Genomic DNA, 20,137 nt, shown 5'->3' with positions numbered 1-20,137 from the left:
GTGGATCGACAGGCGATGCGGCTATCGGTTATGATGACGTTCTGCGCGGGAGCCCGGCAGGAAGGAGCGGCGCTTCGGCGGACGCACTTCGAGGAGCCAGCGATGTCCAGTGATCAATTCATGACCCAACAGTACCTGACGCTACGCGACGAGATTCGTTCCAGCAAAGCGCGGATCTTCATGCTAATGGTCTTGGGGACGCTTTTTGTCCCGGCCGCGGGTTTCGCCGCCCAGGAGTACGGCGCGACCTACGCCACCGCATCCATGCCCTTCATTATCCTTGTCCTCATGTTGGGATTCTTAATGGAGCAAAACAGCATCATTCGCGCGGGGCGTTACCTGAAGGACCATGTCGAGCCGCACATCGAAGGCGTGGTGACGTGGGAAAATTGGCTGGAAAGCAACCATCGTCTGCGCGATACCGACCGCTATTTCTTTGGGAGTTTCCTGCTCGTCTTCGTCGTCTTTTACGCCGTGGCCTCGGGCAGCGCCGTGATGAGCATCGCCCAGCAATGGCCCAATCAGGAATGGTACGCTGCCGCGGCGTACGGCATTGGCGGGATGTGGTTCGTCGTTGTGCTCGTGCGGCACTGGCATTCCTGCACGACGACGGCGACGACGACGTGACCCTCCCTAAACTTCCCTATCAAACATCACAACGTTATACCCGCCACCCAGCACCCTAAGCGGCAAGCCCAATGTGCCGCACACCTGCTCCAGCATCCAAAAGAACGGTTCCCAGGCGCCCGGGACGTTCCAGAGCAGTATGAAGACAACCGCCAGACAACTCATGGCCACCTGCGGCTGACGGAGCTTCCAACGCAATTCATGATCGAGCCGATGCTCGATGATGCCGAATCCGTCCAGCGGCGGCACGGGAATCAGATTGAACAATAGGGCAAAAAAGTTCAGGACGGCCATGGCGCCGAGAAAATGCACCCAAGTCGGCTGAAACGACGCGTCCGCGTCCACCAGGCCGACGAGGGGGTGAAGCGGCAGGCTGAAAAGCAGAAACAGGATCAGGTTGCTCGCCGGGCCCGCCGCGGAAACATACGCCGACCAGCGTTCATTCTTAAGCCGTCCATGATCGATCATGACCGCCGCGCCGGGCAACGGGAATCCCCCCATCAACAAGACGACCGCGGGGATGAGCAGGCTGAAGACCGGGTCGATGAATCGCGTGGGGTCGAGGGTAAGGTATCCCTTGCCGCGAACCGTGTCGTCGCCCCCCCAATAGGCGACAACGGCATGAGAGAATTCATGAAGCGTGGTACAGAGAATCCATGCACCGAGCGCGGCGAACATCAGCGGAGAAAAATGGACGCCGACCGCCAGCACAATCATGGGCGCCAACTCGCTCCACGTCCCCGGCCTGACTCACAGCAGGTCTTCGCCCGACTTGATATGTGACCGGAAATCTGCGATGAGCTGTTTCGTAATCGGCCCGGGCTTTCCCTCTCCGACCGGCCGCTTGTCGATTTCGTTGATCGGGCAGACTTCCGCGCCAGTGCCGGTGATAAACGCCTCGTCGGCAAAGTACAGATCGGCCTTGGTCAGGGTGATTTCGTCGGTCGGGATGCCGCGCTTCTGGGCAAATTTGAGCACGAGGCGGCGGGTGATTCCGCCGAGCAGACCACTGTGCGGGGCGGGCGTCTGTAGACGGCCCCGCGATACGATGAACAGATTATCGCCGGTACACTCGGCGACGTAGCCCTCGTGATTGAGCATGACCGCTTCGAGGCAACCCGCGTCGATGGCCTCGATCTTGGCCAGGATGTTGTTGAGATAGTTCAGGCTCTTGATCTGCGGCGAAAGGGCGGCGGGGTGATTTCGGATCGTCGAGGCGGTGATGACCTTCATCCCCCGCTCGTACATTTCCGGCTCGTACATGGCGATCTTGTCGACGATGACAAATACCTGCGGGCTGACGGTGCGGAATGGGTGGATTCCGAGGGACCCGACGCCACGGATGGCCACCAGTCGGACATAGCCATCCTTCGTCCCGTTGGCCTTGATTGTGTCCTTCATGGCATCAACGATTTGGGTCATATTCCATGGAATGTCGAGGCGAATTGCCTTAAGGCTGTTCTCGAACCTCTCCATGTGCGCGCGGCACTCGAAAATCCGCCCCCCATAGACGCGGATCCCCTCGAACACGCCGTCGCCATAGAGCAGTCCGTGGGAAAATACGCTGACCTTGGCCTCGGCCGTGGGCACCAGCTTGCCGTCGAGCCAGATCTTCAGGTTTGGGTTCGGTGTGTAGTCATCGGCCATGCATCCTTCCTCCGTCGGCCTGGAGAACCGCGATTCACACTCCCGGCGAGCGTCGCGCTTATTGTATGCGACCATCCGTCAGTTGCACAACCTCATCGGCCTGCGAGGCCAGGTCACGATCGTGCGTCACCATGACCATCGTCTGGCCCGACTGGTTGAGCCCCCTGAGCAGATCAAATATGCCGCGACCGGTACGCGCGTCCAGATTACCGGTCGGTTCGTCCGCGAATAAGACGGCGGGTTCGTTCATGAGCGCCCGCGCAATGGCGACGCGCTGGCGTTCCCCGCCGGAAAGCTCGTTGGGCCGGTGTCGCAGCCGATCTCCCAGACCGACGCGATCCAGCAGATCCAGCGCTCGCGCCGCGCCTTCGCCACGCCGTTCGAGCCAGCCGCCGATGGACTTTCCCACCATTTGCGGGAGCAAAACGTTTTCCAGCACGTCAAATTCAGGAAGTAAGTGGTAGAACTGGAAAACAAAGCCGTACGCGGAATTCAACAGACGATTTCGACGGTCCTCCAGGACGCCGTCCGCGACAGGCCGTTCGGAACTTATCGGGCGGGAAGCCGCGGCTTCCGGTTCCTCCCCCCCGCCCGGTCCCGTCTCGCGGCCCTGGGGCATCTTTCGTCTTCCTTCCGGTTCAAACATCGGCTGCCCCTGGTAATACACCTGTCCGCGCTGGGGCACGTCGAGACCGCTGAGGACGTGCAGGAGCGTGCTCTTCCCGCTGCCGCTGCTGCCCATGATGGCTACGAAACGGCCCTTGGGGATGTTCAGAGTGATGCCCCGCAAGACCGGCAGGACCGTGCGGCCGAGCTGGTAGCTCTTGTGAACGTTTTCGCAGCGAAGGAATCCCGAAGTCATATTCGTTATTGTGAAATCCTATTCGTATCTCAAGGTTTCAACCGGCCAACTCCGCCCTGCGCGGATCGCCGGAGCCGCCGCGCCGGCAATCGACGCCACGACGGCAAGAATACTAATCCAGATGACTTCCGACCATTTCCAAACGTCCGGAATCTTGTCGAACGAGTACGTCTCCGGGCTCCACACGCGCCACGCAGGGTTGATCCGGGCAAGCCAATCCTGCACGTCGTTGATGTGCTCGACGAAAACGATCCCGAGCAGCGATCCCAGAAGACATCCCACCAGGCCGATCGCCCCGCCGTAGGCGAGGAACACCGCCGCCACGCCCTCCGCGCTGCCGCCGATGCTCTTGATGATGCCAATGTCACGGGTCTTTTCCTGCACGATCATGTAGAAGATGCACAGGATCAGGAAGACCGCGACAATGCTGATGACGCCGAACATGATCAGGACGAGGAACTTTTCCTTCTCAATGGCCGAGATATAGCTGGCCTGCATCTCTTCCCACGTTTGGATGTCCACCTTGCGGATCATGTCGTATTCGAAGCGGTCCATCGGCAGGGCATCGCAGAACTTCTCCCACTCTTCCAGGAGGAGGTCCTTCTTCCGGCCCAGGATGACGCGGTCGTCGCCCAGCGGCGACGTCAGCTTGATCTGAATCTGGCTGCATCGCGCTCCGCTCATCCCCTCTCCATCGGTGCGCTGCTGCGGCCCCATCGAAAGCAAGCGCTGCAACTCGTCAAAGTCCACATAACAGTTCATCGAATCGATTTCGTGAATGCCCGTGCGCGAATCATCCACATAGCGAAAGGTCGGCTTAGGCGGTGGCTCGGGGCTGATGTCTCCTCCCCGCGTCATGGGCAGGACCGTCAACATGCACGGCTCGCCGCGCGGGTAATAGTCGCTCCGCCGATAGTCGCCCGCCGGCGTGCGCTGGGCGATGATACTCCGGCCGATGATCACGCCGGGAAATTCCTTCCCCTCAAACGCGGGCTGCGTGGTCGGGCCCTTGAGAACACCAGGCCCCATCCAAAAATCACCCGGTTCGCGCTGGAACTGTTTAATTTCCTTCTCGCGCTCCTCCAACGAAAGGCGATCCAGATATTCCTGGTAACGGCGATTGTAGTCTGCCGGGAACGCGACATTCCCACGTTCATCGAGGCCGTACGTCGGCTGCATTTGTCGGGCGAGTGTCGTTCCGCCGAATCGGTTCTGGTAGAAGAGGTCTTTCCCGAACTCGTTGACGCGGACGTATTCGTCCAGGCGGATGCCCCATATCCGAACCGCGGCCGTCTTCTTGTTTACGGGGAATTGAAGTATCCCGTAGCTGTGGATCAGCGGCGTCGCCTGGTGCACCAGTGGTCCGCCGGTCTCCGGGTCGGTTATCTTGCTGATGCGATCGATGAATTCCTGATAATAAGGAAACCCCTGCAAGCCGCCGTCCATCACCAGATCGCCGAGCAGCCCATGTGCGCGGGTGCGGATGCTGTCTACGAAGCCCCCCATCACGCTGATGACAATGATCATCATGGCCACGCAGAGCGTGACCGCGCCGACGGAGAAGAAGGCGATTCGCTTGCGCTGAAGCAAACGTGCGGCAAGAAACGCGACATAATATCGCGGCCAGCCGAGAAAAGGCGCAACCCGCCATGCTAATCGCCAAAGATATGCCAGCAGCATGACGATGGCGATCCACAGGCCGGCATTGAAGAGATACCACTCCGGCCGGACCCAAGTGGAGTAATCCAAGCCGAGCCATTGGGCGGGTGAGAAGATACCAAAGGTCCAGGAGAGTTGGTCTGGCCGGAACGAATAGTAGTTCGTGAGCGGGACCCAGGCGATGAGGGCCCAAATCGCCGCGGCGATGACCATTAATCGAACAGCCAGCCAGGCTGTGCGAAGACTCGCGGACCGGAGTAAGGCAAACGTCCCGGGCCAACGAATGAGCAACAACCAGACGAAAAACAATGGTCCCAGGAGGAGGACACTGTGGTCCACGCCATCCTCCGCGAGATCGGCCGGCGTGAAGTACCATGGCACTCCGCAGAGTTTTCGAACGACTTCCGGTTCATCGTGAAACCACCGGACCATCGCCTCGTCGTCTTCGAGCGCGGTCTTCAGCACGTCCCACTGTTTGTGAACGGCTTCGCGATGCTGTCCCAGCTCGCGGATAAGTTGCCGGCGGCGCTCTTGCGCAACGGGCGGGAGGCTGCCCAGCGTCCGTGGTCGCGTCAGCACTTCCACGAACAGATCGGCCCCCCGAACGGGACGACCGATCCACGCCGACCCCATCGCCGCATTGAGGCACGTCAATGTGGTCCACAGCGCGACCAGCGACCACGCCGTTCCGGCAAAGAACGCCCCCGATCTCGTTCGTACGCTGCATTGCCAATGTCCGATCCAGATCAGCGACGCTCCAACCAGCTTGACAAACCAGATCACGAGGTGGACGGCCATCGCCACCGGCGCGGCCATAAGAACGGGGACGGCGAGCAAGGCCATGCGGCCCTTGGACAGGGAAATCGGCCGCTGCGCCAGCCGAGACGCTGTTGCTTCGATGACGATGTAGAAGGCGCCCCCCAGGAGATTTGTCGCCGCAAGGAAAAGCAAATAAAGCGGGACGGTCAACGGCGCGAGGGCGATAAAGAGAATGCGAAGGATCGGGGAGTGCATCGAACAATGAGTCCCGTAGGGTCCAATCGGACCTATACTTTTTGCGGCCGCTGTAGGGGGAAAAGTATCACGTCGCGGATGCTCGGTGAATTCGTCAATAGCATCACCAGCCGGTCAATGCCCACGCCCAGTCCGCCAGCGGGAGGCATGCCGTGCTCCAGCGCCGTCAAAAAGTCCTCATCCATGACGCGCATGGTCTCGTCGCCTTCGCCCTTGACCTGCGAGCTGAGCGTTTCCCGCTGCACGGCCGGGTCGTTCAACTCTGTATACGCATTTCCCAGCTCCATGCACGCAGCGTAAGCCTCGAACCGCAGGGCCAGCGTTGGATCGCCCGGCTTGCGCCGCGTCAAAGGGCACAGGGCCGCCGGATACTCGGTCACAAACAACGGTTGGATCAGGTGCGGCTCGACGGCGGCCTCGAAGAGCCGGTTGGCAATGATCGCGTCGTCGGCTTTGGGATCCTCGATGCCGCGCTCTGCGGCTTTCTTGCGGACGGCGGCTGGGTCGCGAAGGTCCGGCCCGGCATGCTCGCGCAATAATTCGCCGTACGACTTTCGCGGCCAGGGCGGCGTAAAGTCGAGTTCGTGATCGCGAAAGCGCCGTTTCAGGCCACCGCCGAGCGCCTCGATGCTCCGTACGACTATCCCCTCGACGTGGTTCATCATGTCCGTCAGGTCGCCATACGCCTGATAGCATTCCATCATCGTGAACTCAGGATTGTGCTGCGTGCTGATCCCTTCGTTGCGGAAGTTGCGGTTAATCTCGAAGACCCGCTCCATTCCGCCGACGAGCAGCCGCTTGAGATACAGTTCCGGCGAAATCCGCAGGAATAGGTCGATGTCCAGCGTATTATGATGCGTCGTGAAAGGTCGCGCCGCCGCGCCGCCGTAGATCGGCTGAAGCATCGGCGTCTCGACCTCGAGGAACCCCTGATCGCGGAAGTACGACCGCACGGCGTCCACGATCTGTGACCGCGCCTTGAACGTCCGCATGACCTCCGGATTGGAGAAGAGATCGAGATAGCGCTGCCGATACCGGGCATCAACATCGTGCAAACCGTGCCACTTCTCCGGCGGCGGATGGAGGCTCTTGCAGAGCAGCGTGACTCCCTCCGCCCAAACTGTGATCTCGTTCGTCTTGGTCCGGCCCAAGTAGCCGTCCACCCCAATGATGTCCCCCAAGTCCAACAGGGAGAGTACCTCCCACGCCTGGTCGCCGACACGGGCCTTGGACACGCCTATCTGGATTTCGCCTGTTGAATCGCGAAGCGTCAGGAAAGCGAGCTTGCCCATGAGCCGAAAAAGGGCGATCCGACCTGCCACCCGAGCTTTGGCGGTCTCATCCGATTCGCCCGGCCCGACGGAAAGCCCCTCGACGCGCCGGCGGACCTCCTCATTGCCCCCCACCCCGTCAAACCGGGCCCCATAGGGGTCCACCCCCAGGCCGATTAGCCGGTCGAGCTTGCGTTTGCGTTCTTCGTAGTATTGGTCCGCCATCGAATCATTCGCCTTGCAGGCCCTGCTGGGCCAATATCCACGCTCCCCCCCGACATTGCAAGTGCCCGAGCGGGCGCAAGACCTTTTGGGGCTTGACTTTGGAGCAGGAAAAATGCGCAAATACCGGGAATAAACCCCGCGCCGGCGGTGTTTATGGGTGTGAGGAAATCGAAAGTGATCCACGTCACACAAGACTGGGGCCTATGAAAAGTCCCCGGTCAAAGAGGAGTTTACCCGCCGCGGCGGGCCGAAGCGGACTAATGGCCCGGTTTGAGCAGCATATTTTGTGCCACCTCGACCTCGTCTATCGAGTGGCGAAAAAACTGACCGCCGATCAACACGAGGCGGAGGACCTCGCGCAGGAGACGTTCCTCCTAGCCCATCGCGGATTCGCGGAATTCGAACTGAGAGCGCACGGAGCAAAGGCATGGTTGCTCAAAATCCTCCACAACGTCTGGGTCAATCGCCTGCGTGGCGACGCCCGTACGCCGACGCTCACGGCGGACCTAAGCCTCGACGACTTCGCCGCGGAGTTGGCGCACGACGGACTGCCGGCGCTGACGCCCGGGCAGATCGACTGGGAAGGCTTCGACGAGGATTTGAAATGGGCGATCGACGACCTGTTGCCCGAATATCGCTCCGTACTGCTCCTGTGGGCGCTGGGCGATCTGAGCTATAAGGAGATCGGCGATGTGTTGGGCTGTGCGGTCGGGACGGTCATGAGCCGGCTCCACCGCGCACGACAGAAGTTGGGAGAGGCGTTGAGCGAATATGCCAGGGACCGGGGGATCACTCCTGGAATGGGATCGTCACCATGAACTGTACGACCGTGAGAAAATTTTTGTATGCCTTCGCGGACGGCCAGCTCGGCGTGAAGGCCAACTGCGAAGTGCTGGACCATCTGAAGATGTGCCCGGCGTGCAGCCGCTTGGTGGACGAACACCAGGCGCTCCGCTCGGCCATCGGCCGGAATCTCGCGGCGGAAAAGACGCCGGAGGGCCTGCACCAACGAGTGGTTCAACGCCTGGAAGGGGCATCGGCAAGGCCCGTGCCCTGGCTTCGGCCACTCGCCGCGGCGGCCTGCGTTGCCCTTGCGGCGGCCGGCGGTTGGTGGGCGTTCGCGAATCGAAGCGCCGATCCTGACCAGATGGCGAATGCGCCGGTTCGCGTAGAAGGCGGGCCGACGGCCGCCACGATGATCGCCGAGGTGCATCGCCTATGCCTCGCCGAGCCGGCCAAGCATCAATACCCCAGCCTGCCCCGCGACCGATCGCAGGTCGCCGCGGCGATCAACCAACATTTCGCCGGTCGGGTTGCGGCGGTCGCGCCGAACTTGTCCCGGTTCGGTTATGAGTTTGAGTCGGTGAACTTCTGCGGCATCGACGCCAGCCTGAGCCGCGAGGGCGGACATCTCGTCTACGCCTCGGCCGACCGGCAGTCGCGATTGTCGCTCTTCTGCGTGCCGCGGCTGGACCGGCTGGACCAGGGCAGCGGCCCCAGCCCCGACGGCTATTTGCAATACGAAGTGGACCAGGATGGCGGCAAGAAGCTGTCGATCCTGGCATGGCATCGCAACTCGACCAGCTACGCCTGCTGTGCGAACCTGACGATCGAGCAGCTTCGCGAAATGGTCTCCGGCATCCGCCTGGCGATGCCGAATCTGGAAGATCAAATCGATTCGGCCGTGCGCTTCGCGATGCGGTGATTAGGGCCGATTGCCGATGAGGGCGGTTAAGCCGCTTCCCGCGACTTCTGTGCGGCGGTCTTGATCGTGAGCGTCACCTTCTTCCCATCGCGAAGCACAACGACCTTCACCTCGTCGCCGGCCTTGTACTTCCGTAGCGCTTCCATGTAGCTGTACACGTCCTTGATCCGCTCCTGGCCGATCTGATAAATGCGATCGCTGTCCTTCATCCCCGCCTTTGCCGCAGGGCCATCCTCCACCACGCCGGAAATCTCGTAACCGTCCTCGGTCGCCTCGCCATAGGTCGGCATGATCCCCAGCCGCACGCCGGGCATGGTGTTGCGGCCGGAGTCGTCGGAGGGGGCGCGGGCGTGGGAATCGGGCGCCAGCCGTTCTTTTTGCTTCCTGACGGTTGGCGATTTTGCGTCTGCTGAATCGACTCGGGCTTTCTTTTGAATTGTGATTCGATGAAGGCCGGGGGGGAACTCGAAGCCGAGTGAGATGGTGTAATTGCCGCCAGACTTACTTTCTTCCAAAAACGTGATGAGTTCGTCAAGGACCTTGCCCAGCGACTCACGATCCAGTTCGCTGAACTCGATCCGCCATTCCCCGCCCGCGTCCTTGATTTGCACGTGCACTTTTATGCTGGAATCTTTGGCCAGCTCTCTTGCAAGCCTGACAAGACGCTCACCGGCATCGTCCCCCACCTGCCGCGCGTCGCGGCGGCCCCGGCGGCCGAATGTGACGTCCATCCCGAACGGTTTGCCCGCCCGACGGACCATCAACCTTGTCGTATCGCCCCTTCGAAACTCGCTCAGCGCAGCCGCCAGATCGTCGAAAGATTCAATCTCTGCATCCCCAAGCTTAACAATGCGATCGCCCTCGCGAACCCCAGCCCGCTTCGCCGGAGAATCGTCAGAGACCTCCGCGACGAGAACGCCCGATTCGGTGTCATCCGGTGACGGCATGATCCCCAGCCGTACACGGCCCCGGCGAGGCGCCGCATCCCCTTCCTCCTCCTCGGCGTCTTGACGGGCCAGCTGCGCCCGGCGCGTGTCCTCACTAAACTTCGGCGGTTGGGGATCGGCGTCGATCTCATCGATGCAATCCGCCGCGAACTTCGCGATGCGAATCGCCCCATCGATGTTCAGTAAATGCGTGTCATCCTCCGGTCGGTGATACTGTTTATGGATGCCGGTGAAGAAAAAGAGAACGGGAATGTCCTTGTTGTAAAAGCTGGTGTGATCGGACGGACCGGAACCCCCGCCGCCGTCCTTGATCGCCAGACCGTACGGTTCCGCGAGCCGATCGACCATCTCCGTAAAATCGCCCGTGCGCATCCCCCCTACTTCCAGCTTGTCGTCCTTGAGCCGTCCGACCATGTCGAAATTGAGCATGGCCACGCATTCCTTCAAATCCACCGTCGGATGATTCGCGAAATAGTGTGAGCCCAAGAGACCGCGCTCCTCGCCGGTAAAGAGAAGCAACAACAGCGAACGATTGGGCCGCTCGCCGCGCGTGTAGGCGTCGGCCAATGTCATGATCAGGGCCGTGCCGGAGGCATTGTCGTCCGCGCCGTTGCTGATGTCCTTCGCGGGGTTGAAATTGTCCTCGCCCTTGTGGCGGATGCCCAGGTGATCGTAATGCGCCCCCAGAACGATGATCTCGTCTGACTGCGGACCATCGCCGGGAATGAAGCCCGCGACGTTGCGTACGGGGCTCTCGACAGGCTCGATGTTTACGCGGCCGCGAACGCTGACGCCCTTCAATGCGGCGGACACCGGCCGCTTGCGCGACTCGATCCGCTTTTGCAGAGACGTCACGTCGCCTAGCCCACCCGCCTTCAGCATCCGGTCGGCGACCGAGCGACGGACGTGGATCATCGGGATCCCATAGGAGCCGCCGCCGAACCCGAACCCCGCCCCCGCGCTGCCGTCGAAGTTGTAAAGCTTGTCACTATCCTCATCGCCGTCGGGATTAACGACGATCAGGGCCGCGGCGTCTCGGGCGCTGGCCCGCGAAGCCTTGGCGCGAAACGACATGTCGGCCTCGGAAAAGTCCGCGAACTTCGGCGACCGTCGCAGGATGAGAACGACCTTGTCGGCCACATCGAGATCGCCGTAATCGTTGTAGTCCAAATCGTCGCTGACGATTCCGTACCCGGCGAAGACGACGTCCCCGCGAAACGACGCACTCTTGGAGAAGGGGAAGGGCGTAAATTCTTCGTTGAGCTTTGCGGGCTTGCGTGACGTCCTCCCGCGTACCCCAATCGCCAGCCGCGTGCCCGGCCCGATGCGATTGGAGAGCTTGAGCGTGAAGTTCTGGAAATACGTTTCCTTGTCGCCGGCCGGCTCCACGCCGCATTTCTCAAACCACGCGGCGATATATTCCGCCGCCTTGTCAATCCCCTCCTGACCGGTGCCACGACCCTCCAAGTCATCGCTGGCAAGGTGAGCGACATTTTTCTCATAGGCGGCCTGGGAAAAAAGGGCCGCATTCTGCGAATGACGACGCGCTCCCAGGCCGTCGTCAGCGGCCTGCACGGTCAGCGGCAGCAAGATCCAAAGGTATACAGCGGCCGCGCGAGGCCATCGGCGATAGGTCAGCATGTTTTGGAACTCCGAATCGGGTTGGATACGCGGGCCATTTGGCCGCGAGTCCCCTTCAGCTCGCAATCCTATTAGAGCATTTTGTCGTGGCGATTGCCAGCCTCCCCTATTCGTCCGACGAATCGAGCACCGCCATGAACGCCGCCTGGGGGATGGCCACACTGCCCACCTGCTTCATCCGCTTCTTGCCCTCTTTTTGCTTCTCCAGCAGCTTCCGCTTCCGCGACACGTCGCCGCCGTAACACTTGGCCGTCACGTCCTTACGCACCGGCTTGATCGTCTCGCGGGCGATAATCTTCCCCCCGATCGCCGCTTGGATGGGAATCTCAAACAGGTGCCGGCTGATCTCCTTCTTGAGCCGCATAATGAGCCGCCGCCCACGGCTTTCCGCCCTCGAACGGTGAACGATGATACTTAACGCATCGACCGGCGCGCCGTTCACAAGGATATTGAGCTTGACCAGATCATCCGCCCGATAGCCGATCAGCTCGTAATCCATCGTCCCATAGCCGCTGGTGACGCTCTTGAGCCGGTCGTAGTAATCGTAGATCACCTCCGCGAGTGGGAATTCATAGGTCAACACGACGCGGTCGGGCGACAGGTACTCCGTCCGCTTGTGCTTGCCGCGCCGCTCCTCGCTGAGCTGCATTACGTTTCCAATGTACCTCGCCGGGACGATGATCTCGGTCCGCACGTACGGCTCGCGAATCTCGGCGATCTGGTCCGGCGATGGCATGTCCGCCGGCGATTCAATTACCCGCACAGCCCCGTCTGTAAAGAGGATTTCGAAACCGACGGTCGGCGCGGTCTGCACCAAGTCGACTTCGCTCTCACGCTCCAGCCGCTCCTGAATGATCTTCATATGCAAGAGGCCGAGAAAGCCGCAGCGGAAGCCGACGCCCAGCGCGGCGCTGGCGGCGGGGGTGAAATTGAAGCTGGAGTCGTTGAGCCAGAGGGTCTCCATCGCTTCGCGAAGTTGCGGGCTGGTCGTGCCGGGGCCGGGATAAAAATCGCAAAAGACCATCCGCTGCGGCGGCTTGTAGCCGGGCAGCGCGCCGTCGCAAGGGTGGCTGTCCAGCGTAATGGTGTCGCCGATCGTGACGTCGTGGATCGTCTTGATCCCCGCGAAGAGATAGCCGACCTGGCCCGCGGAGAGTTCGGCCTGGCTGGTGATCTTCGGCGCGAAGATACCGACGTCGCTGACCTGATATGTCCGTCCGGCGGCCATCAGCCGAATCTTGTCGCCCTTTTTTACCGAGCCGTCCACCAGGCGAACGTGGCACACCACGCCCCGATGCGGATCGACTTTGGCGTCGTAGATCATCGCCTTGAGCGGCTTTTCGCGATCGCCCGTCGGCTGCGGGATTCGCTCGACGATGGCGGCGAGAATCTCTTCGACGCCCTGACCGGTCTTTGCGGATGCAAAAACGGCGTCATCCGCCGGAATACTCAGTACCTGTTCGACCTCCAGGGCAATATCCTCGGGTCGGGCGGAAGGGAGATCGATCTTATTGATGACCGGAATAATCGTCAGGCCGGCTTCGATGGCCTTGTAGGCATTGGCGAGGGTCTGGGCCTGAATACCCTGGCTGGCGTCGACGAGGAGCAGCACGCCTTCGCAGGCGGCGAGCGCCCGGCTGACTTCATAGTGAAAATCGACGTGGCCGGGGGTATCGATGAGGTTCAGGGAATAGACTTGAGGTTTTCGGCTCGTGGCATCGCTTCTGCCGGCATACTCATAGGCGAGACAGGCGCGATTGGCCTTGATGGTGATGCCCATCTCCCGCTCCAGATCCATGTCGTCGAGGAACTGCTCGCGGAACTCACGCTCCGTAATGGCCCCGCAGCGCAGCAAAATCCGATCCGCCAGCGTGCTCTTGCCGTGATCGATGTGCGCGATAATGGAGAAGTTTCGGAGGCGGTCGATTTCCACCGGGTAATTCTACCGGGGAAATGATTTTCTGAATAGCCGCCGGGCCTCCCTCGTTCAGCGCAGCGTCGGCCAAATGTCAAAGCCCGTGTCGTCGCTGTAACGCGTATCGACCCGGCGAAACTCGGCGTGGCCGTCGAGGTACCCGACGCTGTAGGTGGTCCACTTCTTGTGCCAACCGGGACCGAAGGTTTGCAGCGGACTGTTCCCGTACGTCTCGCTCCGCGGCCGGGCGTCGTACATGAAGTAGTTCATGCAGCTCTCGGTAAAGAGGACGAACTTCGCCGCCTCCCCGCCGACCTTGCGCGTCATCATCTCCTCGCCGGCCCGCGAAAACGCATCCAGGTTCGCGTACCAGGACTCCTCCCCATACCACGGCGGCGCCTGGAGCCAGTACCAGTTGATCGCGAAGCTGTTGCCATTCACCTCCCACGACGCGAAGGCGTCCTCCGGCGGAAAATTCTCGGGAAGCTGGTCCCCCACCAGCGGCGTCGTCCACGACTTGTCCGACGGGCAGATGTACGCCTTGATCGGCGAGCCCTCGCCATGACCCGGAGCGATGTACTTGTTATACGGTCGCTCCCCCGTTGGAAGGAGGAACGTATCCAGATGTGAAAACCGGGGATCGGGATTCGGCCGCGAGTGCCGGAATCCGCCGTAGCTGTACTCGCTGACGGTGCCGATGTTGAGGTACCCGAAGGGCGCCACGTACCACGGCTGGGTCGGCCTGCCCACGTCGTCCATGTACATCATCGCGGTCTTGCCGAGGGTCCCGAGGTTGGACAGGCAGTAGGCGATGTTCGCGGTTTCGCGGGCCCCGCCGAGCGCGGGGAGAAGCAGGGAGATGAGAATTGCGATGATGGCAATGGTCATCAAGAGCTCGATCAGGGTAAATGCAGATCGCTTCATGACGCGGCCCCCGGCACCGGACTGCACTTCGGACAGCGTGCGTTCGCGCCCTTGGCGGTATGTTTAAGATAATAGAGATCATGACGCCGACAATGCGACGCCGGCTTGCCGCTCATCTGCCCACAAGAAGGACAGGTCATTGCGACCGCGCGTTCCTGCAGTGATCGCCTCCTGCCGGTCCCCGCCGCCGTTTTTATTTCCACATCGCTAACGGCGCCGGCGGCCTTGGCAAACTCCTCAAAGCCTACGATGAAGTGACGATCGCAGCGCGGGCAAAGCAAAACGACGGGTTTGCGTTCATCGGCCTCAACCGGCGGCGGCGAACGGAGGTTCGCCGCGAGGACGATTCCCGCCACGGCAAAGCCCATGATCGTAATGGCGATCTTGATTCGCTGATTCCGTACCGAAGTGGTTGGGGCTGCGTGTGAAAGCACAGATTCCCTTGTCCGAGCAGGCTCGCTACGGGAATTATACCATTCTATTTACAAAAAAACGCCCGCGGGCCATTGCACCGCAGGCGCTTTTGATTTTGATCCAACGCTCCCGGGTTACACCGGCGACACGCCGTCTTAGTTATTGCCCTTGCATCTGAGTGATCTTCGACGGCCAGATATCGTAACCGGCGTCGCCCGTGTAGCGCGTATCGATATACCGGTACTCGGCGTGTCCATCCAGGAAACCCATCGAATAGGTTGAGTACTTTCTGTGCCATCCCACGCCGAGGTCCTGAAGGACGCTTTGCCCGTATTCCCCACTGGAAGGGCGAGCGTCATACATGTAACCGTTCATCGTGTTTTCCATGAAGATGACAAACCGCCCCGCTTCTCCACCGACTTTCAGGCGAAGCATATCGGTGCCGGCGGTGCTGAAGCTGTCGATGTCATCATACATGCCCCCGAACCAGGGAGGAGACTCTTGCCAATACCAGTTCAGAGCATAACTGTTTCCATTGACCTGCCAGGATGGAAATATTTCAGCGTCCTCGATATCCGGGGTATCTTGGTTGACCGTTGGCGTATTGTCCGACTTGTCTGAGGGACAGACGTAGGATTTGATGATGGTCTTAGTTGTGATACCTGGTGCGATGTATTTGTTGTACGGACGCAAATTTGTCGGTGTGATTCTCGTATCGGTTTGGTCACCATAATCCGGATGCGGACGCTCGTGCTGAAATCCTCCGAAGATAAACTCGGACACATACGAGGGATTCAAGTTCTGAATCGTAAGGTACCAGGGTTGAGTCGCCTTATCTTCGTCGTCCATGTACATGTTCGCCGTCTTGGTCAGTTCACGAAAGTTAGACTGACAAAGGGCGATGGCGCCCGACTCCTTGGCGGCGCTCAGGGCCGGCAACAGGATCGAGATCAGGACCGCGATGATCGAGATCACGACCAAGAGTTCAATAAGCGTAAAACCTCTTCTGTTCATTTCGTAACTCCCACAGTCCATTAAGAGACGTTCGGTTCGCCTTTTCTTCGTGCCGCCCGGCTGTCGTGCCGTGCGACGCGTCAGTTACAGTGTAGATCTTCGTCGCCGCCGCAATCAACGGCATTGCGGACAACGGCCTTTCGTTCCATCTTCATTCAGCTTTGGATAATACGTCGAGTGTGTCGGACATCGATTCGCCGCCAACGCGGCTTGTTCACTGCATTGCGGGCACGCGAGGACCGGCGGTTTGACGTCCCGACGGCGTTTCATCTTGACGCCGTCGTCTTCTCCGGACCTCGGCGCCGCTGCTGCCTTTTGCGCAGCTTTGAACTCCTCATAGGGTACTTCAAAATGATGAGTGCACTTGGTGCAAACAAAGTCGATGGCCTTCGCGTCCTTGGCGACGCCGGCCTTCTCCTCGCGGCTCGTGGTGGCATAGATGACGCCCGCCGCCCCCATCGCCGCCAGGATGATGATGATCTTCACGATCGAACTCTTACCCAAGGGTCTTCACCTCACTCAAAAACCGTTGGCGCGAACCACCAACAAGCCACGGGGCTTTTCGGCATTACACGCACTCACCAAATCCGTGGTCGGTGGAACGCTTTCCGGTCTGCATTAATCAAGCAGGAGGGACCTCACGCGCCTTGGATCGCCTGTTTCGGTGCGAACGATCGACCAAGCAGGCCGGCGGGGGGTCACCACCGAAAATCAACCACTGCGACCTAGGCCTCCGATTATAGCACGTTTCGCCCCCGCAACGCTACTAAAAAAGGCACTATCCCCAAGCACTAGTCCGTACTGCCTTGTCTTTCCCAAGGACAGAGCATCACAACGCCATTTGGACGGCTCTAGCCGTTCAAATGGCCGTCCAGACACCCCTCTTTCAAGGCCGTTTCCTCGCCTGGGTCCATGCGATAGGAGTGTTCTTCCCCCGGGTACCGCCTCCCCAAAACGTCGGAGATATATGTCCCTACAGCCTTTGCAATCGTTTCCCGTACGGTTGCGTAGGTCTTCACAAACCTCGGCAAAGGGCCCGGCGACAACCCCAGCATGTCATGCAGTACGACCACGTGGCCATCGCAAAAAGGGCCCGCCCCGCACCCAATTACTGGCAAGGGGGTCCTTTCAGCGATTATCCGGGCCGGCTCCGGCGGGACCGCCTCCAGGAGGAGGGCACAGGCCCCCACCTCTTGCATCAGGCGGGCATCGGCAATCAGCCGTTGGGCTGAAACGGCATCTCGTCCCTGGGCCCGGTAGCCTCCAAACTGATGGACGGCTTGGGGTCGAAGTCCCAGGTGAACCATGACCGGGATGGTAGCGGCGGCCAACGCACCGACGGTCGGGGCGATCCGGCCGTCACCCTCAATCTTGACGCAATCGCAGCCGGCCTCGGCCATGAAACGACCGGCGTTGCGGATCGCCTCCTCCGTGTTGATGTTGAACGAAAGGTACGGCATATCGCCGATCAGGAAGGCGCCCGGCGCGCCGCGGCGAACGGCGGCGGTGATGGTGATCATGTAGTCCATCGTCGCCTGAAGCGTCGTGCCATGCCCAAGCACGACCTGCGCCGCGGAGTCACCGACGAGGATGCAATCGATCCCCGCGGCCTCCTCGATTTGCGCCGTGGGGAAATCGTACGCCGTCAACATCGTGATCGGCGTCTTGGATTTCTTCCGGGCGCGGAGGGTCGAAAGGGTGATCTTTTCCCGCTGGTTCACGGGAATAGCGTAGGTCAGGGGATGGATCGAATCAAGTCGGGTCCGCCGCGACGATTTCAGCCGCGGATGTCGCTACGATCATCGATAAGATCGGGGACGCCCTCGTCGAGATCGGCCGAGCCGTAGCGATCGTCATCGTGCGCCTCCATGTCGGCCCGATAGTTCCCGCCTGAGACCTCGCCGTCGCGCTGCTTGCGAATCGCGCCCCACTCCTTGTCAGTGATCAATACCTCGCGGGCCTGGCTGCCCTTGTACTCGCCCACGATGCCTGCGGCCGCCATCTGATCGATCAAGCGGCTCGCGCGCGAATAGCCGACTTCCAGCCGGCGCTGGAGCAGGCTCACGCTGCCCCGCTTTGTCTCCACGATGATCGAGACCGCCCGGTCGAACAGTGGATCGCGCTCACCCGACGACTCGTCGCCATCCGGCTTGAGGCGCTGCAATTCATGGTGGAACTCCGGCCGGGCCTTCGCCGCGAGGTCTTTGATGACAGCTCGAAGCTCGTCGTCCTCGATATACGTGCCCTGTGCACGAACGAGCTTTGCGGAACCCGGCGGCAGGAACAGCATGTCGCCCTCACCCATGAGAACCTCAGCACCGTTTTGATCGAGCACGATCCGCGAGTCCATTCGACTCGCCACGCGGAAGGCAACGCGGCACGGGAGATTGCTCTTGACGAGCCCGGTGACGACGTTGGCCTGCGGTCGCTGCGTCGCGACGACGAGGTGAATGCCGACTGCGCGGCTCTTCTGGGCCAGGCGAGACAGATGATGCTCGACCTCCTTGCCACTGGTCATCATCAAGTCCGCCAACTCGTCGATCAGGATCAGGATGTATGGCAAGTGCGTCGGGATCTGGCGCTTCTCTTCCTCCGTCGAGGGCTGGAAGCGGTTGTAAATCTCCTCTTTGCCCAGTCGGTTGAAGTTGGCGATGTCGCGGACCCCCGCCTCCGCCAGCAGTTCGTACCGCTCGTCCATCTTGGTCGTCGCCCACTGGAGGATCATCTCTGCACGCTGCATGTCGGTGACAATGGGGCACATGAGGTGCGGGATTTCCTTGAAGACGGACAGCTCGACCATCTTCGGATCGACAAGGATCAGCTTTACGTGGTCGGGCCGCTGTGTCATGAGGATCGACATGACCAGCGTATTGATGCTGACGGACTTTCCGCTGCCCGTCGTCCCCGCGATGAGCATGTGCGGCATCGTCGCGATGTCGCAGATCAGCGGGTCGCCGCTGGCGTTCTTTCCGATGAACACGGGCAGCGCCATCCGCGTCGGCTTTACGCCGCCGAGCATGATCAGTTCCTTCAGCCGCACTTTCTCCTTGTTCACGTTGGGCACTTCGATCCCGATCGTGTGCTTGCCGGGGATCGGCGCGACGACACGAACCGCCGGCGCCTTCAGCGCCCGCGCGATGTCGTTTGCCAGGTGCTGAATCTGGCTCACCTTCGTCCCCGCTGATAGTTCCAGCTCGAACATCGTGATGACCGGCCCGGTGTCGATCTCGACGACCTGGACCTCGATGCGAAACTCCGCCAGCGTGCGCTGGAGGATGGCGGCCTGATCGCGGACAAGGCCTTCCTGCGCCGCGCTATAACGCCCTTCGGGATCGCGCAGAAGCGAAAGCGGCGGCAGTACGTAATCCCCCAACTCCGTCGGCCACGCGCTCTTGGGCGCCTTGCCCTCCACGCGGTCCCGCCCGAGCATTTTGATAATCAGCTCCCGCTCCGGCAGCGTGGCGGGGTCGTCGACGGGCACGGATTCAAGCTCGGCCTCCAATCCCCCCGCTGATTCGATGCCGTCCAGCTCTTCATCTTCAACTTCCTCCGTTCGCACTGCCTCTTCCCGCGCGGGCTCGCTCCTTTTTCGAGAAGGCGGCGATGCCACGGCGACATTCCCCGCGCCCATCATCACCGGCGTCAGTGTTGGTCCAGCCGTGCCCGCACTGCGCAGCGCCTCAATGAGATCGCTGAACTTGCGTCGCAACCAATTCGCGCCTTGGGGAGCGCGTACCAGCAGATCATCGGCCGTCAGCAGCAACCCCACGATGTGGGCAGCAATGAGGACCAGCCAAGCCCCCCACGTCGAAAACCCCGTCTTGAGTACAGCGGCGAGGGCGATCCCGAGGATGCCGCCGCGGCCCTCGACAAGACCGCCGGCGAGCCTGACGTCCATCAGCGCCGACGATGCCGCCGTCGCGGACGTCAACAGAGCTAATCCAATAAGGCGTAGTACGACGCCTGTGATGGGCCGGCGGGCAAGCTGGAGCAGCGCGCCAAACGTCAGCACCAGCAGTAACGGAAACGTGCCTTCCCCGAGATAATGCATCAATTGAAACGAAATCCACGCCCCGGCCCGGCCGCAACCGTTGTGCACCGGATCGGGCTGCGGCCACACGGCCGTGTTCGGCCAATCGCCGTTGTCAAATGTCAGTATCGCCACCCAGGCGAACGCGCAGAACACAAGCAGCGCGATGTGTCGACAGTTACGAAGCGTAGTTGCGGGCGCGTCCGCCGGTTCATCCATGAGGGTCTCGTTGAAAGCTCGCG

The 20,137-nt window shown here is 60.9% G+C and carries 16 protein-coding genes; 3 read left to right on the top strand and 13 right to left on the bottom strand.

Features of this window, described 5'->3' with window-relative positions:
* The first annotated feature begins 15 nt into the window (after positions 1 to 15).
* A complete protein-coding gene (locus VJZ71_00175) occupies positions 16 to 627 on the top strand; it encodes a hypothetical protein (GenBank protein HKQ46467.1) in 612 nt (203 codons plus the stop codon).
* A gap of 6 nt (positions 628 to 633) precedes the next feature.
* On the opposite strand, the gene VJZ71_00170 is transcribed toward VJZ71_00175, so the two are convergent.
* Genes VJZ71_00170 through lysS form a run of 5 tightly spaced genes read right to left on the bottom strand, consistent with a single transcriptional unit; the run spans position 634 to position 7,305 of the window.
* Positions 634 to 1,344 carry a site-2 protease family protein gene (locus VJZ71_00170; GenBank protein ID HKQ46466.1) on the bottom strand — a complete coding sequence of 237 codons (711 nt, stop codon included), beginning with the start codon at positions 1,342 to 1,344 and terminating at the stop codon, positions 634 to 636.
* Between the two features lie 33 nt (positions 1,345 to 1,377).
* A complete protein-coding gene (ilvE, locus tag VJZ71_00165; GenBank protein HKQ46465.1) occupies positions 1,378 to 2,274 on the bottom strand; it encodes a branched-chain-amino-acid transaminase in 897 nt (298 codons plus the stop codon).
* Between the two features lie 58 nt (positions 2,275 to 2,332).
* The gene (locus VJZ71_00160) at positions 2,333 to 3,136 is read right to left on the bottom strand and encodes an ABC transporter ATP-binding protein (protein ID HKQ46464.1); all 804 of its coding nucleotides are present in this window, start codon (positions 3,134 to 3,136) and stop codon (positions 2,333 to 2,335) included.
* An 18-nt stretch (positions 3,137 to 3,154) separates the two neighbouring features.
* The gene (locus VJZ71_00155; GenBank protein HKQ46463.1) at positions 3,155 to 5,809 is read right to left on the bottom strand and encodes an FtsX-like permease family protein; all 2,655 of its coding nucleotides are present in this window, start codon (positions 5,807 to 5,809) and stop codon (positions 3,155 to 3,157) included.
* Between the two features lie 32 nt (positions 5,810 to 5,841).
* A complete protein-coding gene (gene lysS / locus VJZ71_00150; GenBank protein ID HKQ46462.1) occupies positions 5,842 to 7,305 on the bottom strand; it encodes a lysine--tRNA ligase in 1,464 nt (487 codons plus the stop codon).
* A gap of 260 nt (positions 7,306 to 7,565) precedes the next feature.
* Between lysS and VJZ71_00145 the strand changes: the two genes are divergently transcribed.
* Positions 7,566 to 8,123 carry an RNA polymerase sigma factor gene (locus tag VJZ71_00145; protein ID HKQ46461.1) on the top strand — a complete coding sequence of 186 codons (558 nt, stop codon included), beginning with the start codon at positions 7,566 to 7,568 and terminating at the stop codon, positions 8,121 to 8,123.
* Positions 8,120 to 9,010: a zf-HC2 domain-containing protein gene (locus VJZ71_00140; GenBank protein HKQ46460.1), complete on the top strand. Its 891-nt coding sequence runs from the start codon at positions 8,120 to 8,122 to the stop codon at positions 9,008 to 9,010. The genes VJZ71_00145 and VJZ71_00140 overlap by 4 nt, the downstream gene beginning before the upstream one ends.
* A gap of 26 nt (positions 9,011 to 9,036) precedes the next feature.
* Here the strand turns inward: VJZ71_00140 and VJZ71_00135 are convergent, their stop codons facing one another.
* The 8 genes from VJZ71_00135 to VJZ71_00100 form a co-directional block, all read right to left on the bottom strand.
* Positions 9,037 to 11,598: a M28 family peptidase gene (locus VJZ71_00135; protein HKQ46459.1), complete on the bottom strand. Its 2,562-nt coding sequence runs from the start codon at positions 11,596 to 11,598 to the stop codon at positions 9,037 to 9,039.
* Between the two features lie 106 nt (positions 11,599 to 11,704).
* Positions 11,705 to 13,531 carry a translation elongation factor 4 gene (gene lepA, locus VJZ71_00130; GenBank protein ID HKQ46458.1) on the bottom strand — a complete coding sequence of 609 codons (1,827 nt, stop codon included), beginning with the start codon at positions 13,529 to 13,531 and terminating at the stop codon, positions 11,705 to 11,707.
* Between the two features lie 54 nt (positions 13,532 to 13,585).
* Positions 13,586 to 14,437: a prepilin-type N-terminal cleavage/methylation domain-containing protein gene (locus tag VJZ71_00125; protein ID HKQ46457.1), complete on the bottom strand. Its 852-nt coding sequence runs from the start codon at positions 14,435 to 14,437 to the stop codon at positions 13,586 to 13,588.
* Positions 14,434 to 14,871, bottom strand: a complete 438-nt coding sequence (locus VJZ71_00120) for a hypothetical protein (protein ID HKQ46456.1) — start codon at positions 14,869 to 14,871, stop codon at positions 14,434 to 14,436. Before VJZ71_00120 ends, VJZ71_00125 begins: the two co-directional genes overlap by 4 nt.
* Positions 14,872 to 15,010: 139 nt before the next feature.
* Positions 15,011 to 15,865 carry a type II secretion system protein gene (locus VJZ71_00115; GenBank protein HKQ46455.1) on the bottom strand — a complete coding sequence of 285 codons (855 nt, stop codon included), beginning with the start codon at positions 15,863 to 15,865 and terminating at the stop codon, positions 15,011 to 15,013.
* A 114-nt stretch (positions 15,866 to 15,979) separates the two neighbouring features.
* Positions 15,980 to 16,369 carry a hypothetical protein gene (locus VJZ71_00110; GenBank protein ID HKQ46454.1) on the bottom strand — a complete coding sequence of 130 codons (390 nt, stop codon included), beginning with the start codon at positions 16,367 to 16,369 and terminating at the stop codon, positions 15,980 to 15,982.
* A 347-nt stretch (positions 16,370 to 16,716) separates the two neighbouring features.
* Complete coding sequence (gene panB / locus VJZ71_00105; protein ID HKQ46453.1) at positions 16,717 to 17,586, bottom strand: 3-methyl-2-oxobutanoate hydroxymethyltransferase; 870 nt, start codon at positions 17,584 to 17,586, stop codon at positions 16,717 to 16,719.
* A gap of 56 nt (positions 17,587 to 17,642) precedes the next feature.
* Positions 17,643 to 20,114: a DNA translocase FtsK 4TM domain-containing protein gene (locus VJZ71_00100; GenBank protein ID HKQ46452.1), complete on the bottom strand. Its 2,472-nt coding sequence runs from the start codon at positions 20,112 to 20,114 to the stop codon at positions 17,643 to 17,645.
* Between the last annotated feature and the right edge of the window lie 23 nt (positions 20,115 to 20,137).

The organism is Phycisphaerae bacterium (assembly GCA_035275405.1).
Taxonomy (GTDB): Bacteria; Planctomycetota; Phycisphaerae; order UBA1845; family UTPLA1; genus DATEMU01.
Note: the sequence above shows the minus strand (reverse complement) of the source record. Positions and strands in the feature narration are given on the sequence as shown.

What these genes read in the sequence shown, in the direction of transcription:
- VJZ71_00175 (HKQ46467.1), top strand. Translation starts at nt 16, where the DNA reads ATGCGGCTATCGGTTATGATGACGTTCTGCGCGGGAGCCCGGCAGGAA.
- VJZ71_00170 (HKQ46466.1), bottom strand. Translation starts at nt 1,344, where the DNA reads ATGATTGTGCTGGCGGTCGGCGTCCATTTTTCTCCGCTGATGTTCGCC.
- ilvE (HKQ46465.1), bottom strand. Translation starts at nt 2,274, where the DNA reads ATGGCCGATGACTACACACCGAACCCAAACCTGAAGATCTGGCTCGAC.
- VJZ71_00160 (HKQ46464.1), bottom strand. Translation starts at nt 3,136, where the DNA reads ATGACTTCGGGATTCCTTCGCTGCGAAAACGTTCACAAGAGCTACCAG.
- VJZ71_00155 (HKQ46463.1), bottom strand. Translation starts at nt 5,809, where the DNA reads ATGCACTCCCCGATCCTTCGCATTCTCTTTATCGCCCTCGCGCCGTTG.
- lysS (HKQ46462.1), bottom strand. Translation starts at nt 7,305, where the DNA reads ATGGCGGACCAATACTACGAAGAACGCAAACGCAAGCTCGACCGGCTA.
- VJZ71_00145 (HKQ46461.1), top strand. Translation starts at nt 7,566, where the DNA reads ATGGCCCGGTTTGAGCAGCATATTTTGTGCCACCTCGACCTCGTCTAT.
- VJZ71_00140 (HKQ46460.1), top strand. Translation starts at nt 8,120, where the DNA reads ATGAACTGTACGACCGTGAGAAAATTTTTGTATGCCTTCGCGGACGGC.
- VJZ71_00135 (HKQ46459.1), bottom strand. Translation starts at nt 11,598, where the DNA reads ATGCTGACCTATCGCCGATGGCCTCGCGCGGCCGCTGTATACCTTTGG.
- VJZ71_00125 (HKQ46457.1), bottom strand. Translation starts at nt 14,437, where the DNA reads ATGAAGCGATCTGCATTTACCCTGATCGAGCTCTTGATGACCATTGCC.
- VJZ71_00115 (HKQ46455.1), bottom strand. Translation starts at nt 15,865, where the DNA reads ATGAACAGAAGAGGTTTTACGCTTATTGAACTCTTGGTCGTGATCTCG.
- VJZ71_00100 (HKQ46452.1), bottom strand. Translation starts at nt 20,114, where the DNA reads ATGGATGAACCGGCGGACGCGCCCGCAACTACGCTTCGTAACTGTCGA.